Annotated in this window: 15 protein-coding genes; 12 read left to right on the forward strand and 3 right to left on the reverse strand. The window is 65.4% G+C overall.

All coding sequences use genetic code 11. The annotated features are described in order from the left end of the window. Window positions 1-28 precede the first annotated feature (28 nt). Complete coding sequence (locus CH302_RS26045) at window positions 29-1,285, forward strand: L,D-transpeptidase (RefSeq protein ID WP_052047399.1); 1,257 nt, start codon at window positions 29-31, stop codon at window positions 1,283-1,285. Between the two features lie 18 nt (window positions 1,286-1,303). On the opposite strand, the gene CH302_RS26050 is transcribed toward CH302_RS26045, so the two are convergent. Then, on the reverse strand, window positions 1,304-2,059 hold the full coding sequence (locus tag CH302_RS26050) for an SDR family NAD(P)-dependent oxidoreductase (protein WP_037186896.1): 756 nt from the start codon (window positions 2,057-2,059) through the stop codon (window positions 1,304-1,306). Window positions 2,060-2,396: 337 nt separating this feature from the next. On the opposite strand from CH302_RS26050, the gene CH302_RS26055 reads away from it, so the two are divergent. From CH302_RS26055 to CH302_RS26100, 11 genes are all read left to right on the forward strand, one after another. Continuing rightward, window positions 2,397-3,671, forward strand: coding sequence for an ROK family protein (locus CH302_RS26055; RefSeq protein WP_037186898.1), 1,275 nt, complete (start codon window positions 2,397-2,399; stop codon window positions 3,669-3,671). Between the two features lie 11 nt (window positions 3,672-3,682). Next, complete coding sequence (locus tag CH302_RS26060) at window positions 3,683-4,564, forward strand: alpha/beta fold hydrolase (RefSeq protein WP_052047275.1); 882 nt, start codon at window positions 3,683-3,685, stop codon at window positions 4,562-4,564. 38 nt (window positions 4,565-4,602) lie between these two features. Then, a complete protein-coding gene (mshA, locus tag CH302_RS26065) occupies window positions 4,603-5,931 on the forward strand; it encodes a D-inositol-3-phosphate glycosyltransferase (RefSeq protein ID WP_037186900.1) in 1,329 nt (442 codons plus the stop codon). Next, complete coding sequence (locus tag CH302_RS26070; protein ID WP_037186901.1) at window positions 5,928-6,416, forward strand: YbjN domain-containing protein; 489 nt, start codon at window positions 5,928-5,930, stop codon at window positions 6,414-6,416. The genes mshA and CH302_RS26070 overlap by 4 nt, the downstream gene beginning before the upstream one ends. 58 nt (window positions 6,417-6,474) lie before the next feature. Then, window positions 6,475-7,038 (forward strand): solute carrier family 23 protein, encoded by a 564-nt coding sequence (locus CH302_RS30740; protein ID WP_255139022.1) that lies wholly within the window; start codon window positions 6,475-6,477, stop codon window positions 7,036-7,038. Continuing rightward, a complete protein-coding gene (locus CH302_RS30745; RefSeq protein WP_255139023.1) occupies window positions 7,011-7,919 on the forward strand; it encodes a solute carrier family 23 protein in 909 nt (302 codons plus the stop codon). Before CH302_RS30740 ends, CH302_RS30745 begins: the two co-directional genes overlap by 28 nt. A gap of 75 nt (window positions 7,920-7,994) precedes the next feature. Continuing rightward, on the forward strand, window positions 7,995-9,086 hold the full coding sequence (locus CH302_RS26080) for a BMP family lipoprotein (RefSeq protein WP_230596128.1): 1,092 nt from the start codon (window positions 7,995-7,997) through the stop codon (window positions 9,084-9,086). A gap of 22 nt (window positions 9,087-9,108) precedes the next feature. Next, window positions 9,109-10,611 (forward strand): ABC transporter ATP-binding protein, encoded by a 1,503-nt coding sequence (locus tag CH302_RS26085; RefSeq protein WP_037186905.1) that lies wholly within the window; start codon window positions 9,109-9,111, stop codon window positions 10,609-10,611. Continuing rightward, a complete protein-coding gene (locus CH302_RS26090) occupies window positions 10,595-11,842 on the forward strand; it encodes an ABC transporter permease (protein ID WP_230596129.1) in 1,248 nt (415 codons plus the stop codon). The genes CH302_RS26085 and CH302_RS26090 overlap by 17 nt, the downstream gene beginning before the upstream one ends. Continuing rightward, complete coding sequence (locus CH302_RS26095) at window positions 11,839-13,107, forward strand: ABC transporter permease (protein WP_037186909.1); 1,269 nt, start codon at window positions 11,839-11,841, stop codon at window positions 13,105-13,107. Before CH302_RS26090 ends, CH302_RS26095 begins: the two co-directional genes overlap by 4 nt. A 99-nt stretch (window positions 13,108-13,206) precedes the next feature. Next, window positions 13,207-14,796 carry an AMP-binding protein gene (locus CH302_RS26100; RefSeq protein ID WP_037186911.1) on the forward strand — a complete coding sequence of 530 codons (1,590 nt, stop codon included), beginning with the start codon at window positions 13,207-13,209 and terminating at the stop codon, window positions 14,794-14,796. Between the two features lie 58 nt (window positions 14,797-14,854). Here CH302_RS26100 and CH302_RS26105 read toward each other — a convergent pair whose 3' ends face one another. Together CH302_RS26105 and CH302_RS26110 are read right to left on the reverse strand one after the other, a co-directional pair. Then, window positions 14,855-15,820, reverse strand: a complete 966-nt coding sequence (locus CH302_RS26105) for a glucosyl-3-phosphoglycerate synthase (RefSeq protein WP_037188648.1) — start codon at window positions 15,818-15,820, stop codon at window positions 14,855-14,857. A gap of 35 nt (window positions 15,821-15,855) precedes the next feature. After that, a complete protein-coding gene (locus CH302_RS26110) occupies window positions 15,856-16,878 on the reverse strand; it encodes an alpha/beta hydrolase (protein WP_037186913.1) in 1,023 nt (340 codons plus the stop codon). Between the last annotated feature and the right edge of the window lie 87 nt (window positions 16,879-16,965).

A 16,965-nucleotide genomic window follows, 5' to 3' on the forward strand; every position in this document is an offset into this window, starting at 1 on the left:
GTTCGCAGACGCAGGTACGTTGGACAACGTGCATGAGCAGGTAGAACAGACAAAACGGACGCGCACGGTGTGGTTGATCGCCGTGCTCGTCGCCTTGGTGGCCCTCGTGGCAGGCTGCACCGTCGGATCGGGCGAGAGTGGCTCGGGCGCCGCGGCCCCGACCACCGAGGCAGCGCCCGTCGCACAGATCACCGAGAACCCGGTTGCAGGTGCCGTCGACGTCAGTCCCGTTGCGCCGATCTCGGTCTCGGTCACCGACGGAACGCTCACCCAGGTGGCGTTGACCAACCCCGACGGCAAGGTCGTCCAGGGCGCGCTCTCGCCCGACAAGACCTCGTACGCCGTCACCGAGCCCCTCGGCTACGGCGTGCAGTACACGTGGTCCGGCTCGGCCCTGGGCAGCGACAACAAGACCGTCGACATCACCGGTGCCTTCACCACCGTCGAGCCCGACAGCCGTACGTCGGTGAGCACCAACATCGGCGACGGCCAGGAAGTCGGCATCGCCGCGCCGATCATCCTGCAGTTCGACTCGGCCATCGCCGACAAAGCCGCCGTCGAGAAGGCATTGACGGTGACCACCAACCCGCCGACCCCCGGCGCATGGGCCTGGTTCCCCGACGACAACGGCTCGCGCGTGCACTGGCGTCCCACCAACTACTGGGCACCCGGCACCACGGTCTCGGTGAACGCCAAGCTCTACGGCGTGAACTACGGCGACGGCGCGTACGGTGCCGACGACGTCACCCTGAACTTTAGTATCGGACGCAGCCAGGTCGTCGTCGCCGACGCCACCAGCCACCGCATGCAGGTGGTCCGCGACGGCCAGACGATCATGGACATTCCCGTCAGCTACGGCGAGGGCAACGAGGACCGCAACGTCACCCGCAGCGGCATCCACGTCGTCACCGAGAAGCACGAGGACTTCCTGATGTCCAACCCGCCGTTCTACGAGAACGTCCGCGAACGCTGGGCGGTGCGCATCTCCAACAACGGTGAATTCATCCACGCCAATCCGCTGACCACCGGTGTGCAGGGCGCATCGAACGTCACCAACGGATGTATCAACCTCTCCGACGCCGACGCTCAGCAGTACTTCCAGACGGCGATGTACGGCGATCCCGTAGAGGTCACCGGAACGCGCATCGACCTCTCGGCAGCCGACGGCGACCTGTACGACTGGGCCATCGACTGGTCGACCTGGGAGTCGATGTCGGCACTTCCTGCCGGCGGAGCGACCGCGACCACGACACCTGCGACAACGGCACCTGTTCCCGCTGGGTGAGCGCAAGTGCCGTAGGCACTACTTACGGGAAAAGCGCCCCGGACCGGCCTGATCACGTGGCTTGATGATGATCTGGTCCAGGTTGACGTGCGACGGGCGAGATGCGACGAAGCCGATCACCTCGGCGATATCGCTTGCCACGAGCGGTGTGATGCCCTGGTAGACCGCGTCGGCCTTGTCTGCGTCGCCGTCGAACCGGACGAGTGAGAACTCGGTTTCCACGGCACCCGGCGCGACCTCGGTCAATCGCACCGGCTTGCCCAGCAGCTCGCCGCGCAACGTCCGATGCAGCACTGCCTGAGCGTGCTTGGCCGAGGTGTAGCCCGAACCGTTGTCGTACGCCTCGAATGCCGCAACCGACGTGATGGTGACGATCAGGCCGTCGCCGGAGTGGATCAGCTTGGGCAGCAACGACTTCGTCACCCGCAATGTACCGAGCACGTTGGTCTCCCACATCCAGCGCCAGTCGTCGAGGTCGGCGTCGATCACCGGGGCCAAGCCCTTCGCGCCACCGGCGTTGTTGATCAACACGTCGACGCGGGGAATGACCGCGGTGAAGGCAGCGACCGAATCCTCGTCCGTCACATCGAGTTCCAGGGCAGTGCCGCCGATCTCCGACGCCAACTCCTCGAGCCGGTCGAGGCGGCGGGCTCCGATCACGACGTGGAATCCGTCGGCGGCGAGTTGGCGGGCGGTGGCTGCGCCGATGCCGGAGCTCGCTCCGGTGACGACGGCGATTCGGGCATCGGGGGAAATGTGTTCGGACGTGGTCATGGTGAAATTCTATGCCCGGCGTACCCCGTGCTTTCCGATGCCCGATTGGACTTCGGACGCGAGGATGCTAATTTTGGACTCATGTCCGCCAGTGAGACCACCGCGATGCGGGTCACCTATGTGACCGCATCCCTCGGTTCTCGCTTGCCGCTTCCTCGGGAACTGTGTTGTCCCGGCCAAGGAATCCGTCTCTAGCTCCCTGTTTCGAGCTGCAGACAGTCGATTCGCGTGTCGTGGTTCTTCGCGACCACCGCACCTTTCCTTGACCTGCATCACTTCGCTCTTTCGTCGTTGTCCATCCACGACGGAGGTCTGCCATCGCTGAGGACCACAACGGATGTCTGTTTCAACGCTGCACCACCACACCGGCCCCACCTCTCTTCGGTCTCTCGCGAGGCCTCGATCGCGCGTCCAACTCGTCGCACCCGATCTGCGGATCGCCGACAGCCCCGCCGCGTCGGTACTTCGGGTGGCCTGCGTCGAAGGTCCCATCTCGCGCGAGCGTGCTGCTCGCGCAACCGGTTCGAGCATCGCCACCGTCAACCGTCAGGTGTCGGCCCTGCTCGCCGTCGGGCTGCTCCGTGAGCGCGCAGACCTGACGGCACCGGGGGCCATCGGACGCCCGCGGGTGCCGTTCGAGGTCAACCACGAACCGTTCTCGACCATCGGCATCCACATCGGAGCCGTCGTCACCGGCATCACCGTCAGCGATCTGCGGGGACGCATCCTCGGTGCCGTCGAAATACCCACGCCCGCCGGATCTTCGGAGGCAGCGCTGGCCTCCGTCACCCGGAGCGCCGGTGCCTTCGCCGGACGCTGGCACCGCCGCACCCCGCTGTGGGTCGGGGTGGCGATCGGTGGACGCGTGGACACTGCGAGCGGCACCGTCGACCATCCGCGGCTGGGATGGGAGAACGGCCGCGTCGCCGGCATCATCGGCGGCGGACTCGGACTGCCGATCTCGGTCTCCGGGCACGTCGAGGCCATGGCGGCCTCGGAGCTGCTCCTCGCCCCGCGTCTGTCGGACAGTGTTGCGGCGCAGAGCAACAGCGGAACGTCGCTGTACTTCTACGCACGCGAGACCGCGGGCATGGCGCTGACCATCGACGGCCGAGTGCACACTCCCGCGAGTGGTCCGGGCTCCATCGCGCACCTCCCCACCGGATCGTCGGCGCTGTGCGGCTGCGGAAATCGGGGATGCCTCGAGGCCTCCGTGAGCGATCGAGCGGTCGTCGCAGCCGCCGTCGACCGCAGGATCGTTGCACCGCAACCGAACCCGAGTATCGCGGTGGTGTACCAGGCGGCGCAGGGTGGCTCGGAGGCCGCGCGGGAGTTGCTCGTCGAGCGGGCACAGATTCTGGGTCGGACGGTGGCGCTGCTACGCGACATGTTCAATCCGGACCGCGTCGTACTCGGAGGCCAGGCGTTCACCGCGTACCCGGCCGGAATTCCGCACGTGGGGGAGGCCTTCGCCACGTATTCGACGTTGGCGCGCAGGGATATTCGGGTGACCGGCTTCGGTGACAAGGTGCAGGAATACGCCGCAACCGTGGTCTCGCTCAGCGCCCTGTACTCCGATCCGCTCGCCTCGATGCGCAGGGCCGCGGCGTAGGTTCACCTACTATGAGCGAGCCCGATTTCAGCACCCGTGAAGCAGGACCAGTTCGTCAGGCAACCGGCATCGACGGAGCCAACATCGTCTACCGCGTCAGCGGTGACCCTGCTGCGCGGCCGCTGGTCCTGCTGCACGGGTGGGCACAGAGCTCGGCCTGCTGGGGCGAGGGACTGCTGGCCGACCTGGCGGAGCGCTACCGCGTTCTCGCCGTCGATCTACGCGGTCACGGCTACTCCGACGCCCCGTCCGCCGGTTACGACGATTCCAAGACCTGGGCAGGCGATGTCGACGCGGTGCTCGCGGCCGAGGGGATCACCGCCGACGCGGTGTTGCTGGGGTGGTCGTACGGCGGACTGGTGATCTGCGACTACCTCGCCGAACACGGCACGGGGGCGGTGTCGGGCATCGTGCTCGTCGGCGCGATCACCAGCATCGGCAGGGGAGAGGCAGGCGGCCGCGTCGGGACGGCCATGCGAGCGGCGATCCCCGGTGCGATGGCCGAGGAGCCCCGCGTCGCGATCAAGGCACTCGGGAGTTTCGGGCACGCGCTGACCGGGCCGACAGAAGGCAAGGGCACGGAGGCGCAGGCGTTGTTCGGGTTGACGCTGTCCACGAGGCCACGGGTTCGCGCCGCCCTGTTCGATCGAGCGGTCGGCCACGACGACCTGCTGCGCAGCCTCGACATCCCCGCCTTCGTGCTGCACGGAACCGAGGACACCGTCGTCGACGTCTCTGCCGGACGGCACACCGCGGAACTGATCCCCACGGCCGTGGCGTCGTACTGGGATGGCGTCGACCACGGCCCGTTCGTGGCCGATCCGCAGCGCTTCCTCACCGAGGTGACCGAGTTCGTGGATGGTCTGAGTGTGCCCGGTCGTCGGAAGGGGTAGTTATCGAGACGTAATGTGGAGGCGTGCACACTGAAGAAGTGACTGGACGCCAGCTGAACAGGGTCGCTGTGTTGTCCTTGCATACCTCCCCGCTGGCGCAGCCGGGAACGGGTGATGCGGGCGGCATGAACGTCTACGTGCTGCAGAGCGCGAAAGAGCTGGCCAAGCGGGGCGTGGAGGTCGAGATCTTCACCCGCGCGACGGCGTCGACCGATGCTCCCGTCGTCGAGGCAGCTCCCGGTGTGCTGGTGCGCAACATCGTCGCCGGCCCGTTCGAGGGGTTGGACAAGCACGACCTGCCCACTCAGTTGTGCGCATTCGCAGCCGGGGTGCTGCGAGAGGAAGCTCGCCACGAACCCGGTTACTACGACCTGGTGCACTCGCACTACTGGCTCTCGGGTCAGGTCGGCTGGCTGGCGCGCGATCGCTGGGGAGTGCCGCTGGTGCACACCGCGCACACTCTGGCCGCCGTCAAGAACGCGTCTCTGGCGCAGGGCGACTCGCCCGAGCCGGCCGCGCGGCAGATCGGTGAGCAGCAAGTGGTGGCCGAGGCGGACCGACTGATCGCCAACACCACCGAGGAAGCGAAGTCTCTCGTCGAGATCTACGGGGCGCAGCAGGGTTCGATCGATGTGGTTGCACCGGGAGCCGATCTGGCGCAATACAATCCGGGGGACAAGCTCGCGGCGCGCGCCGAACTCGGGTTGAATCCCGACGAGTCGATCGTCGCATTCGTCGGACGCATCCAACCGCTCAAGGCCCCCGATGTGCTGATCGCCGCGGCTGCCGAAGTGCTGCAGCGCAATCCGGCAACACCACTGCGAATCCTCATCGTCGGCGGCCCGTCCGGCAGCGGATTGGATCGCCCCGACAGTCTCATCGATCTGGCCGAGAACCTCGGGATAAGTCCCCGGGTGACGTTCATGCCGCCGCAACCGTCGGCGCGCCTGGCCCAGGTCTACCGCGCCGCGGACATCGTCGCCGTGCCGAGCTACAACGAATCGTTCGGCCTGGTCGCCATCGAAGCCCAGGCCTGCGGAACTCCGGTCCTGGCCGCCGACGTCGGCGGACTCGGCGTGGCGGTGCGATCGGGCGAGACCGGACGCCTGGTGCAGGGCCACCGCACCGAGGATTGGGCGGATGCACTCTCGTCCATGCTGGCGGACCCGATTGCTCTGGCCGACATGGCGACCGCAGCACCGCGGCACGCCCGCAACTTCTCGTGGGAGCACACCGCCGACGGACTCATCGAGAGCTACCGGCAGGCCAAGTTCCACTTCGACCGAGGCGAGGGACCGAGCGAGTTCTCTCCGCGACGCGTCCGAGGACTGTCGACACTACGCAGATCAGGAGCTGTGACTGCATGAGCGAGACTGCCGAACTGATCGACCGGGCACTGAAGGACCGCGAGCTGGACTACACGCGGCGCGGCGACGTCTTCACCGTCGAACTGCCAGGGGAACGCAAACTCAAGACGACGACGATGCTGACCGTCGGGCATCACGGGGTGCGCATCGAGGCGTTCGTGTGCCGCAAACCCGACGAGAACTTCGAGGGCGTCTACAAATACCTGCTGCGCCGCAACCGTCGCCTGTACGGGGTTCACTACACGATCGACAAGGTCGGCGACATCTACCTCGTCGGCCGAATGTCGTTGCACGCCGTCAACGGTGACGAACTCGATCGCATTCTCGGGCAGACCCTCGAGGCCGCCGACGGCGACTTCAACGTGCTGCTCGAGCTGGGATTCGCGGAGTCCATCAAACGCGAATGGGCGTGGCGTGTCTCGCGCGGCGAATCGCTGGCGAACCTGAAGGCGTTCGAGCACCTGGTGGACAAGCGCGAAGCGTAACTCGCTCGAAATAGGTCGGAGTCGCTGCCCGTAACGTCCGGTTCCTAGCCTGACACCCATGACCAGGCCAGAGGACGCTCGCCCGCCGGTGTTGCAGATGTTCGGTTACGGTCTGCAACACATTCTCTCGATGTTCGGCGGCGTCATCGCCGTTCCGATCATCGTCGGCGGAGCAGCCGGACTCTCGGGGGCCGATCAAGCACTGTTGATCTCCTGCGCACTGTTCGTCAGTGGCGTGGCCACTGTGCTGCAAACGATCGGCATCCCGTTCTTCGGCTCGCAACTGCCGCTGGTACAGGGCATTTCGTTCGCGTCGGTCTCGACGGTTCTCACGATCATCGGTAGCGCGGAGGACGGACGAACCGGACTGCGCACGGTGCTCGGAGCGGTCTTGGTCGCCGCGCTGATCGGTTTGGCCATCGCTCCGTTCTTCTCCAAGATCGTTCGGTTCTTCCCGCCGCTGGTGACCGGCAGCATCATCACCGTCATCGGACTGTCGCTGATGCCGGTGGCCGCACGCTGGATCACCGGCCAAGAGATGGTGGGCGGTGCGCCGAACCCCGACTATCTCGATCCCGGCACATCGGGCTGGCGATGTTCACCCTCCTCGCCGTGCTGGTGATGACGAAGATTCCGGGGTTGTCACGGCTGTCGATCCTGCTCGGACTCGTGGTCGGCACCGTCGCTGCACTGATCGTCGGCAAGACGGACTTCGACGGCGTCGCCGACGCATCCGTGGTGGCCGTCCCGACCCCCTTCGCCTTCGGCTCACCGATCTTCGCAATCGGCGCGATCGTGTCGATGACCATCGTCATCCTGGTGATCATGGTCGAGACCACCGCCGACATCCTCGCCGTCGGCGAAGTGGTCGGAACCGACGTCGACTCCAAGCGCGTCGGCGACGGCCTGCGCGCCGACATGGTGTCCTCTGCCGTCGCCCCGATCTTCAACACCTTCCCGGCCACGGCCTTCGCGCAGAACGTCGGCCTGGTTGCGATGACCGGCATCAAGAGCCGCTTCGTCGTCGCGATGGGCGGTGGCGTGCTTGCGCTGCTGGGCCTTTCGCCGATTCTCGCGGCCGTCGTCGGGGTCGTCCCGCTTCCGGTCCTCGGCGGCGCAGGAATCGCGCTGTTCGGAACCGTCGCCGCCAGCGGTATCCGCACCCTCGGCAAGGTGAACTACGACAACAACTCCAACGTCGTCATCGTGGCCGTGACCTTGGCGTTCGGCCTCATACCTGTTGTCGCGAGCGACTTCTGGGACGAGTTCCCGGACTGGTTCGTCACGATCTTCCACTCCGGAATCAGTGCCGCCAGCATCGTCGCGGTGGTACTCAACGTATTCTTCAACGTGTTCAAGCCCGGTACTCCGCCGAACCCCTCGGTGGTGGCAGCGGGGCCGGCAGTGATGGTGCGTGAGGACGAAGCACGAATACTCCGTGAAGGCGGCAGCTTGCCCGACAAGGCCGAGCCCGACAAGGCTGTGCCGAACAAGGACACCTGAGTGAAATCCTGCGCACCCTCGCCCGCGCGAGTAGCGTCCCGACCCAGACGAAGTACATCTAAATTGGAGGACATCTTGTCATTCGTTACCCGCACGAGTACGCGGAAGGCAGCACTCGGCGGCGTCGCGTCGCTCGGTGCCATCGCCCTGATCGCAGGCTGTGGATCTGCCCCCGAAGACGAAGGATCGGGCGGAGGCGGATCGAGTGACTTCCTGCCCTGCATGGTCTCCGACAGTGGCGGATTCGACGACAAGTCGTTCAACCAGCTCGGGTTCGAGGGCTTGACCGAAGCATCCGAAGAGCTCGGCGTCGAGCCACGCACCGTCGAGTCCGCGTCGCCCACCGACTACGGCCCCAACATCAACAACCTCGTCGATCAGGGCTGCAACCTCATCGTCACCGTCGGATTCGATCTGGCCGACGCCACCAAGGTGGCAGCCGAGGCCAACTCCGACATCGACTTCGCGATCATCGACGACTCCACGATCGATCTGCCGAACGTCAAGCCGCTGACCTACGACGCGTCGCAGTCCGCATTCCTCGCCGGCTACGCGGCCGCGAGCTACAGCAAGACCGGAGTGGTCGGTACGTTCGGTGGCTCCCAGTTGCCGACCGTCACCATCTTCATGGACGGGTTCGCCGACGGCGTGAACTACTTCAACGAGCAGAAGGGCCAGGCAGTCCGCGTCATCGGCTGGGACGTGCCCTCGCAGAACGGTTCGTTCACCGGTGGATTCACCGCCAACGAGGTCGCGAAGAACACCGCCCAGGGTCTGATCGACCAGAACGCGGACGTCATCTTCCCGGTCGGCGGTCCCATCTATCAGAGTGCGGCACAGGCCATTCGAGACTCCTCGCGTCCCGTCGCCCTCATCGGTGCCGACGCCGACGTCTTCGAATCCGACCCCTCGGTCGGTGACCTGCTGCTCACGTCGGTGACCAAGGGACTCAAGACCAGCGTCGACGAGGTCGTCGCCAACTCCGGTGCCGATGCGTTCGACAACACCCCGTACGTGGGCACGCTCGAGAACGACGGAGTCGGTATCGCACCGTTCCACGACTTCGAGTCCGAGGTCGACCCCGCACTGCAGGGCGAGCTGGACACGATCAAGGCCGGCATCATCGACGGGTCCATCACCGTCGAGTCGCCGTCGGCACCCAAGTAGCACCAAGCGGTCGTAAAGGGATATGAAGCTCGAACTTCGCGGTATCACCAAACGATTCGGCTCGTTGATCGCCAACGACCACATCGATCTGAGCGTCGAATCCGGCGAGATCCACTGCCTCCTCGGCGAGAACGGTGCAGGCAAGTCCACGTTGATGAACGTGCTCAGCGGCCTGTATCGCGCCGAGGAAGGCCAGATTCTGCTCGACGACGTCGAGCAGAATTTCGCCGGACCCGGCGAGGCGATGGCTGCCGGGATCGGCATGGTGCATCAGCACTTCATGCTGATTCCGGTGTTCACCGTTGCCGAGAACATCGTGCTCGGTAACGAAACCACCTCGCTCGGTGGACGACTCGACCTCGTGGCAGCGCGGAAGCTGGTGCGGGAGATATCCGCGAGGTTCGGCTTCGACCTCGATCCCGACGCTCTCGTCGACGACCTTCCCGTCGGCGTGCAGCAGCGGGTCGAGATCGTCAAAGCACTCTCTCGTGAGGCCAAGGTGCTCGTGTTCGACGAGCCGACGGCCGTCCTGACGCCGCAGGAAACCGACGATCTGATGCGGATCATGCGGGAACTCGCGGCGTCGGGCACCACGATCGTCTTCATCACCCACAAGCTGCGCGAAGTGCGCGAAGTAGCAGACAAGATCACCGTCATCCGGCTCGGCAAGGTCGTCGGAGAAGCGAAGCCGACCGCCAGCAACACCGAGCTCGCTGCACTGATGGTGGGACGCGATGTGCAGCTCACCGTCTCCAAGGACCCGGCCACGCCCGGGGATGCGGCACTGGTGATCGAGAACCTGTCGGTGTTCGACGCACAGGGCAACAAGACCGTCGACGACGTCAGCCTCGAAGTCGCGGCGGGAGAAATCCTCGCCATCGCAGGCGTGCAGGGCAACGGTCAGACCGAGTTCGTCGAAGCCCTGCTCGGGTTGCAGGACAACGTATCCGGCACGATCAGCCTCGACGGCAACTCACTCGTCGGGTCGACGGTGCAGGACGTGCTCGACGCAGGCGTCGGCTTCGTCCCCGAGGACCGCACCGTCGACGGACTGGTGGGCGAATTCTCCATCGCCGAGAACCTGATGCTCGATCGCTCCAACAGCATGCCGTTCGTGCGGCGCGGCGCGGTGCAACGCGAGTATCTGGACAAGTTCGCCTCGGAGAAGCTCAGCGAATTCGACGTTCGCGCACCGGGAATCGGCACCGCCGTCGGCCGCCTCTCCGGTGGCAACCAGCAGAAGGTGGTGCTCGCGCGAGAACTGAGCCGCGATCTGCGACTGTTCGTCGCGGCGCAGCCGACTCGCGGAATCGACGTCGGATCCATCGAATTCGTGCACAAACGCATCGTCGCCACCCGAGACTCGGGGATCCCGGTCATCGTGGTGTCGAGCGAACTGGATGAGGTCGCCGCACTGGCCGATCGCATCGCCGTCATGTATCGAGGAGCAATCGTGGGAATCGTCCCCGGGGATACGTCCCGCGAAACACTCGGATTGATGATGGGCGGTGAGCGCAGTGAGTGAGGCCGAGCAGCCGTCGGTATCTCAGCAACCGTCGAAGTCTCATGTCGTGTTGCGGCAGATCTTCACCGGCAGCGCCATCATCTCGGTTCTCGCAGTCTTCCTCGCGCTGATCGTGGGTGCGGTGCTCATCGCCGCCACCAACTCGGGCGTGCAGGAATCGGCCGGGTACTTCTTCTCCCGTCCCTCGGACATGCTGAAGGCGATCTGGGATTCCGTTGCCGGAGCGTACTCCTCGTTGTTCCAGGGTTCGGTGTACAACTTCCGGCGTCCCGGATTCGAGAACGGCATCCGGCCGCTGACCGAGACGCTGACCTTCGCCACTCCGCTGATCGTCGCCGGACTCGGTGTGGCACTGGCCTTCCGCGTCGGCATGTTCAACATCGGTGGCCGAGGCCAGATGCTCATCGCCGCGGCGTGCGCAGGCTGGGTCGGATTCGGAGTGAACCTGCCTGCGGGGATCCACCTGCTGGTGGCCGTACTCGCCGGAGTCCTGGGCGGCGCAGTGTGGGGCGGCATCGCCGGATTCCTCAAGGCGCGCACCGGTGCCCACGAGGTGATCGTCACCATCATGCTCAACTACATCGCGTTCTATCTCGTCGCGTACCTGCTGCGCACTCCCGGTGCTCTGCAGGCACCGGGATCGAACAATCCCAAGACCGCGCCCATCGCGTCGACTGCGGTGTTTCCCAAGCTCTTCGGCGACCGCTACAGCCTGCACCTCGGTTTCGTACTGGTGATCTTCGTGACGATCGCGGTGTGGTGGCTGCTCGAGCGATCGAGCCTCGGATTCCGTTTCCGCGCCGTCGGCGAGAACCCGCACGCTTCGCGCGTCGCCGGTATGAACGTCAACCGGATCTACCTGTACGCGATGATTCTGTCGGGTGCGCTCGTCGGCTTGGCCGGAGTGGCACAGGTGCTGGGCACCGTCACCACGGGCTTCAGTGCGGACATCGACGCCGGCATCGGATTCGACGCCATCACCGTCGCACTGCTCGGGCGATCGAAACCCTGGGGCGTGTTCTTCGCGGGAATCCTGTTCGGCGCGTTCAAGGCCGGCGGGTTCGCCATGCAGGCGGCCGAAGGCGTACCCATCGACATCGTGCTCGTCGTGCAGTCGGTGATCGTGTTGTTCATCGCCGCACCGCCACTGGTTCGAGCCGTGTTCCGATTGCCCAAACCAGGTGAAGAGAAACTCGCGAAGGCCGAGACCGCGAAGGTGGGTGCACTGTGACCACGTCCGTCGACGCCCCCGCCGAGGCGGTACTCGGTCGAAGCTGGAAGGTTCCGTCGATCCTCGGGGTCGTGACACTGCTCGCCCTGGTGCTGTTCGTCGTCCAGAGGGGTTCGGGTACAAGCACATTCGCGCTGGCGTCGGAGGACGACTTCTTCGCGTTGCCTGCCGTGGGCGTGCCGTCGTTCGGCACCGGTCTCGTCGTGGTCGTGTTGCTGGCCGTCATCACCGCCTACGCGTCGCTGCTCGCCTCGCAGTACCGCTCGACGCCTCTGTGGCTGCTCGCCGTGTTCGCAGTGCTGTTCGTGTTCGGATTCCTGGCCTGGGCAGCCGACGGCGAGACCATCCCGGTGCCCGGATTGCTCATCGGCGCAGTAGCTCTGAGTACTCCACTGATCTTCGGCGCGATGGGCGGCGTGATCTCCGAACGCGTCGGCGTCATCAACATCGCCATCGAAGGTCAGTTGCTCGCAGGAGCTTTCGTCAGCGCCGTCGTCGCCTCGATCACCGGTTCGACGTACGTCGCGCTACTGGCGGCACTGATCGCCGGGGCGCTCACCGCGTCTCTGTTGGCCGTGTTCTCGATCCGCTATTTCGTCAACCAGGTCATCGTGGGTGTGGTGCTCAACGTGTTGGTCGTCGGACTGACCAGCTTCCTGTACTCGGTGGTGCTCACGAAGAACGCCGAGACACTGAACTCGCCACCCCGGTTCGCGCGCATCGACATTCCGGTGCTCTCGCAGATACCGATTGTCGGTCCGGTGCTGTTTCGACAGACCCTCATCGTGTACCTGATGTATATCGCCGTGGCGCTCGTCTTCTTCGGGCTGTTCCACACCAAATGGGGTCTGCGACTGCGTGCCGTCGGTGAACACCCGCAAGCTGCCGACACCGTCGGAATCAACGTCGCACGCACCCGCTTCTGGAATGTCTGCCTCGCCGGTGCCATCGCCGGACTCGGTGGTGCGTACTTCACCCTCGGCTCCGTCGGCGCGTTCGGCAAGGAGATGACGGCAGGTGCCGGCTACATCGCTCTCGCCGCCGTGATCTTCGGCCGCTGGGATCCGGTACGCGCGACGTTGGCCGCACTGCTCTTCGGATTCGCGTCGAACCTGCAGAACGTCCTGGGCATCATCGGCTCGCCCGTGCCCAGCGAATTCATGCTGATGTTGCCCTACGTGGTGACCATTTTCGCCGTCGCGGGCCTGGTGGGCCACGTCCGAGGACCGGCCGCAGCCGGTAAACCGTATGCGTCGCGAAGTTAGCGCCCGCACTACCTGACTCAGCGGTAGGGTCGCTGTCCGTTGTGACCGCTTTCACTGTAGGGTTCGGTCATTGTTGCCGCAGTTTTTCGAAGGAGAGCCATGAGCTTCCGCAGTCCCTTTCCCGATGTCGAGATTCCCGAACTCAGCGTCTACGACTTCCTGTTCGGATCGATCGCCGAGTCCGACCTCGACAAGCCTGCACTGATCGACGGAACGTCGGGTGCGGTCACCACCTACAAGTCGCTCATCGGTCAGATCGACGCCATCGCAGGCGCTCTGGCTGCACGTGGACTCGAGGTCGGCGACGTCGTCGGACTCCACTCGCCGAACGTGCCCGCGTTCGCGTCGGTGCTGCACGGCATCCTGCGCGCAGGCGGAACCGCAACGACCATCAATGCGCTGTACACGGCCGAGGACATCGCCAAGCAGCTCACCGGCTCGGGCGCGAAGTTCCTGTTCACCGTCTCCCCGCTGTACCCGCAGGCCAAGGCTGCTGCGGAGAAGGTCGGCCTCGACGCCGATCACGTCATCGTGCTCGACGGCGCAGAGGGCCACCCGAATCTGCGCGACCTGCTCACCCAGGGCGCGCCGGCCCCCGAGGTCTCCTTCGATCCGGCCACGCACGTCGCAGTGCTGCCGTACTCCTCCGGTACGACGGGTGTGCCGAAGGGCGTCATCCTCACCCACCGCAACCTCGTCGCGAACGTGGCGCAGATGGAACCGCGCGTGGGTATCGACAGCGACGACGCGATCCTGGCGTTGCTGCCGTTCTTCCACATCTACGGCCTGACGGTGCTGCTCAACATCGCGCTGAAGCTGCGCGCGCATCTGGTGACGATGCCGAAGTTCGACCTCGTCGAATTCCTGCGGATCATTCAGGACCAGAAGCTGACGTACCTGTTCATCGCACCGCCGGTGGCCGTCGCGCTGGCCAAGCACCCGCTGATCGATCAGTACGACCTCTCCAGCGTGCACACCATCTTCTCGGGTGCGGCTCCGCTGGACGAGGAGCTCGGCAAGGCCGTCGCGAAGCGGCTGAACACTCGCGTGCGTCAGGGCTACGGCATGAGCGAGCTCAGCCCAGTCAGCCACGCCATCCCGTTCGATCGCGACGACATGCCGCTCAGCTCGGTCGGCCAGCCGCTGGCGAACACCGAGAACAAGCTCGTCGACCCGGGCACGCTCGAGGAGATCGACCTGCCCGCAGAGGGATTGAGCAAGCCCGGTGAGCTGTGGGTCAAGGGACCGAACGTGATGGTCGGGTACCTCAACAACCCCACCGCCACCGCGGAAACCCTCGACTCCGACGGTTACCTGCACACCGGCGACATCGCCGTCGTCGATCCCGAGGGTGTCGTCTACATCGTCGACCGCCTCAAGGAACTGATCAAGTACAAGGGCTACCAGGTGCCCCCGGCCGAGCTCGAGGCTCTGCTGCTCACGCACGAGGAGATCGCCGACGCCGCCGTCATCGGTGTGCTCGACGACGAGGGCGAAGAAATCCCCAAGGCATTCGTCGTCCGCCAGCAGGGTGCCACCATCGACGAGGAGGGCATCATCGCCTTCGTCGCCGAGCGCGTGTCGCCGCACAAGAAGGTACGACGTGTCGAGTTCATCGACATCGTCCCGAAGTCCGCGGCCGGCAAGATTCTGCGCAAGGACCTGCGCGCCGCGGAGACCGGAAAGTAGCTCCGCAGTTCGACGCTCGCACCCCTCACCATGTTCGCCGGTGGGGGGTGCGTTCGTATCAGACGGGCTGGCTCATCGCATGACGTCGGGCGGTGCGGATGTACTGGTCCAGCGTGATCAACGGTGGGCGGTCGACGAGTGAGAGCGGTGCGATCTTCGTGGAGAGCTGATTTCCGGACGTCTCGAACGTCGTGAAACCGGCTCCCGAGTCGGTCAGGCCGAGCCGCGAGAACATCGTGGCGACGATCTGGCGGCTCATGACGGCCAGTTCGGAGGTCGGCCGGTTCCGGTGCCGACGGGTCCCGAGGCCGATCTGTCCGATCGTGCTCGCGCCGAGCCGGTGATAGGTGTCCAACAACAGACCGATTTCGACACCGTAGCCCGGGGCGAACCGCAGGGACTCCAACAATTGCCTGGTGGCGGCGTATTCGCCGCCCAGCGGCTGGAACACTCCCGCGAGTTCCGGCACCAGTGCGGTCAGCAGGGGCCGCACCGTCAGTTGAGTGACGCGGCCCCCGCCGTCCTCGTCCGTGCTGTCGCCGATCGTCAGCGGCCGGCGGTAGAAGCCCTTGACCAGCTCCAGGCCCTCTGTCATCAACAACGGGCCGACCAGCGAAGGGACGAAGTGCGAGCCCGGCTCGACCAGGTCGGAATCGACGAACACGACGATGTCGCCGGAGGTGGCGGCCACCCCTCGCCACAGCACTTCACCCTTGCCGCGCACAACGGGTGTGCCCGGGAGCGCCTCTTCCCGCGAGACCACTGTGGCCCCTGCACTGCGTGCCCGTTGCGCTGTGCGATCGGTCGACCCCGAATCCAGAACCACCACCTCGTCGATCAAGCCGCCCAGATGCGGAGTCATCGAGGAGACGACGCCGGCGACGGTGTCTTCCTCGTCGAGCGCCGGGAGCACAACGGACACGGTCCGGCCGCGCTTGGCCCGAACGATCTCCGCGAGCGGCCACGGGGGTCGAACCCACGTGGCGGCAAGAGCGGGTGTGCCGACAGCGTCGAATCGTTTCATCGAGTTTCCTTCGTTGTCGCGCGAACGTCGTGGATTCAGCGGGTGCCCGTCGGCAGGCCCATGGACGGCGCGATCACCGACCACGCGTCGTGCAGATCTCGTTCCCAGTAGGCCCACGAATGGGTTCCGGTGGGCCGGAAGTTGTACGTGGCGGCGATGTCGAGTTCCTGCAGTCGCTGCTGCATCTGACGTGAACAGTTGTCCGTGGTCGCTTCGATGACCGCGCCGACGGCCAGCTGCTGCGCGAGCTTGCCGTAGTCGCTTCCGATGCCGGGTCCACCGGGCACATCGAAAGCGCCGGGCGCTCCGGTACCGCTAGAGATGTAGACGGCGGTGCCGCGCAGACCTTCTGCGTGCACGTAGGGGTCGTTCGCCGCCCAGCCGTCACTACCGGGAGGTCCCCACATGTTGGTGGTCGATCCGCCGCCGCGGGCTTCGACGACGGATCTGACGTACATCGCACCGACCGGGTCGGATGTGCGCGCACATCCGCTGAACGACGCGACCGAGCGATACACCGAAGGATGGGCGATCACCAACTGCAGGACGGATGTTCCTGCCATCGAGATACCGGCGACCGAATTGATGCCGTTGCCACCCAGCAGTTCGTTCATCAGCGGCGGGAGTTCGAGACCGAGGAAGGTGGACCACTTGTTTCGGCCCAGAACCGGGTCGTCGTTCAACCAGTCGGTGTAATAGCTGGCGGCACCTCCCCGAGGCACGACGACGTTGACGTTCCTGTCACCGAAGAAACCGGCGATGTCGGTCTGGTCGAACCAGCTGCTTCCGCCGTCTCCACCGGCTGCGCCGTTGAGCAGGTAGAGAGTGGGCGCACCGCGCACCTCTGCCCGGAATACGTCGATGGTGATATCGCGATCCATCGCCGCGGAGTGAACCTGCACGACGTCCCGGCGCGCACCGGCGCTGTCCACGGCGACGATCGACGACTCCGTTTCTGCTGACGCCACAGCGGCCGAGCTCGACACGAGGGCGACGACGGTCACGACGACGCCGAGAGCCGAGACAGTCGCCTCCCGAAGACGAAATCGACTGAGCATCAACCGTTCCTGACATCGTGGGAGGTGCGCACGACAAGGAGTCCGACGGGCGCGGTGTGTCACCGACGGTAGAGCGAATGGCTGCAA

This window comes from Rhodococcus sp. 15-2388-1-1a (assembly GCF_002259145.1).
Taxonomy (GTDB): domain Bacteria; phylum Actinomycetota; class Actinomycetes; order Mycobacteriales; family Mycobacteriaceae; genus Rhodococcoides.

What these genes read in the sequence shown, in the direction of transcription:
- CH302_RS26070 (WP_037186901.1), top strand. Translation starts at nt 5,928, where the DNA reads ATGAGCGAGACTGCCGAACTGATCGACCGGGCACTGAAGGACCGCGAG.
- CH302_RS26060 (WP_052047275.1), top strand. Translation starts at nt 3,683, where the DNA reads ATGAGCGAGCCCGATTTCAGCACCCGTGAAGCAGGACCAGTTCGTCAG.
- CH302_RS26085 (WP_037186905.1), top strand. Translation starts at nt 9,109, where the DNA reads ATGAAGCTCGAACTTCGCGGTATCACCAAACGATTCGGCTCGTTGATC.
- CH302_RS30740 (WP_255139022.1), top strand. Translation starts at nt 6,475, where the DNA reads ATGACCAGGCCAGAGGACGCTCGCCCGCCGGTGTTGCAGATGTTCGGT.
- CH302_RS26055 (WP_037186898.1), top strand. Translation starts at nt 2,397, where the DNA reads ATGTCTGTTTCAACGCTGCACCACCACACCGGCCCCACCTCTCTTCGG.
- CH302_RS26105 (WP_037188648.1), bottom strand. Translation starts at nt 15,820, where the DNA reads ATGAAACGATTCGACGCTGTCGGCACACCCGCTCTTGCCGCCACGTGG.
- CH302_RS26100 (WP_037186911.1), top strand. Translation starts at nt 13,207, where the DNA reads ATGAGCTTCCGCAGTCCCTTTCCCGATGTCGAGATTCCCGAACTCAGC.
- CH302_RS26110 (WP_037186913.1), bottom strand. Translation starts at nt 16,878, where the DNA reads ATGCTCAGTCGATTTCGTCTTCGGGAGGCGACTGTCTCGGCTCTCGGC.
- CH302_RS26050 (WP_037186896.1), bottom strand. Translation starts at nt 2,059, where the DNA reads ATGACCACGTCCGAACACATTTCCCCCGATGCCCGAATCGCCGTCGTC.
- CH302_RS30745 (WP_255139023.1), top strand. Translation starts at nt 7,011, where the DNA reads ATGTTCACCCTCCTCGCCGTGCTGGTGATGACGAAGATTCCGGGGTTG.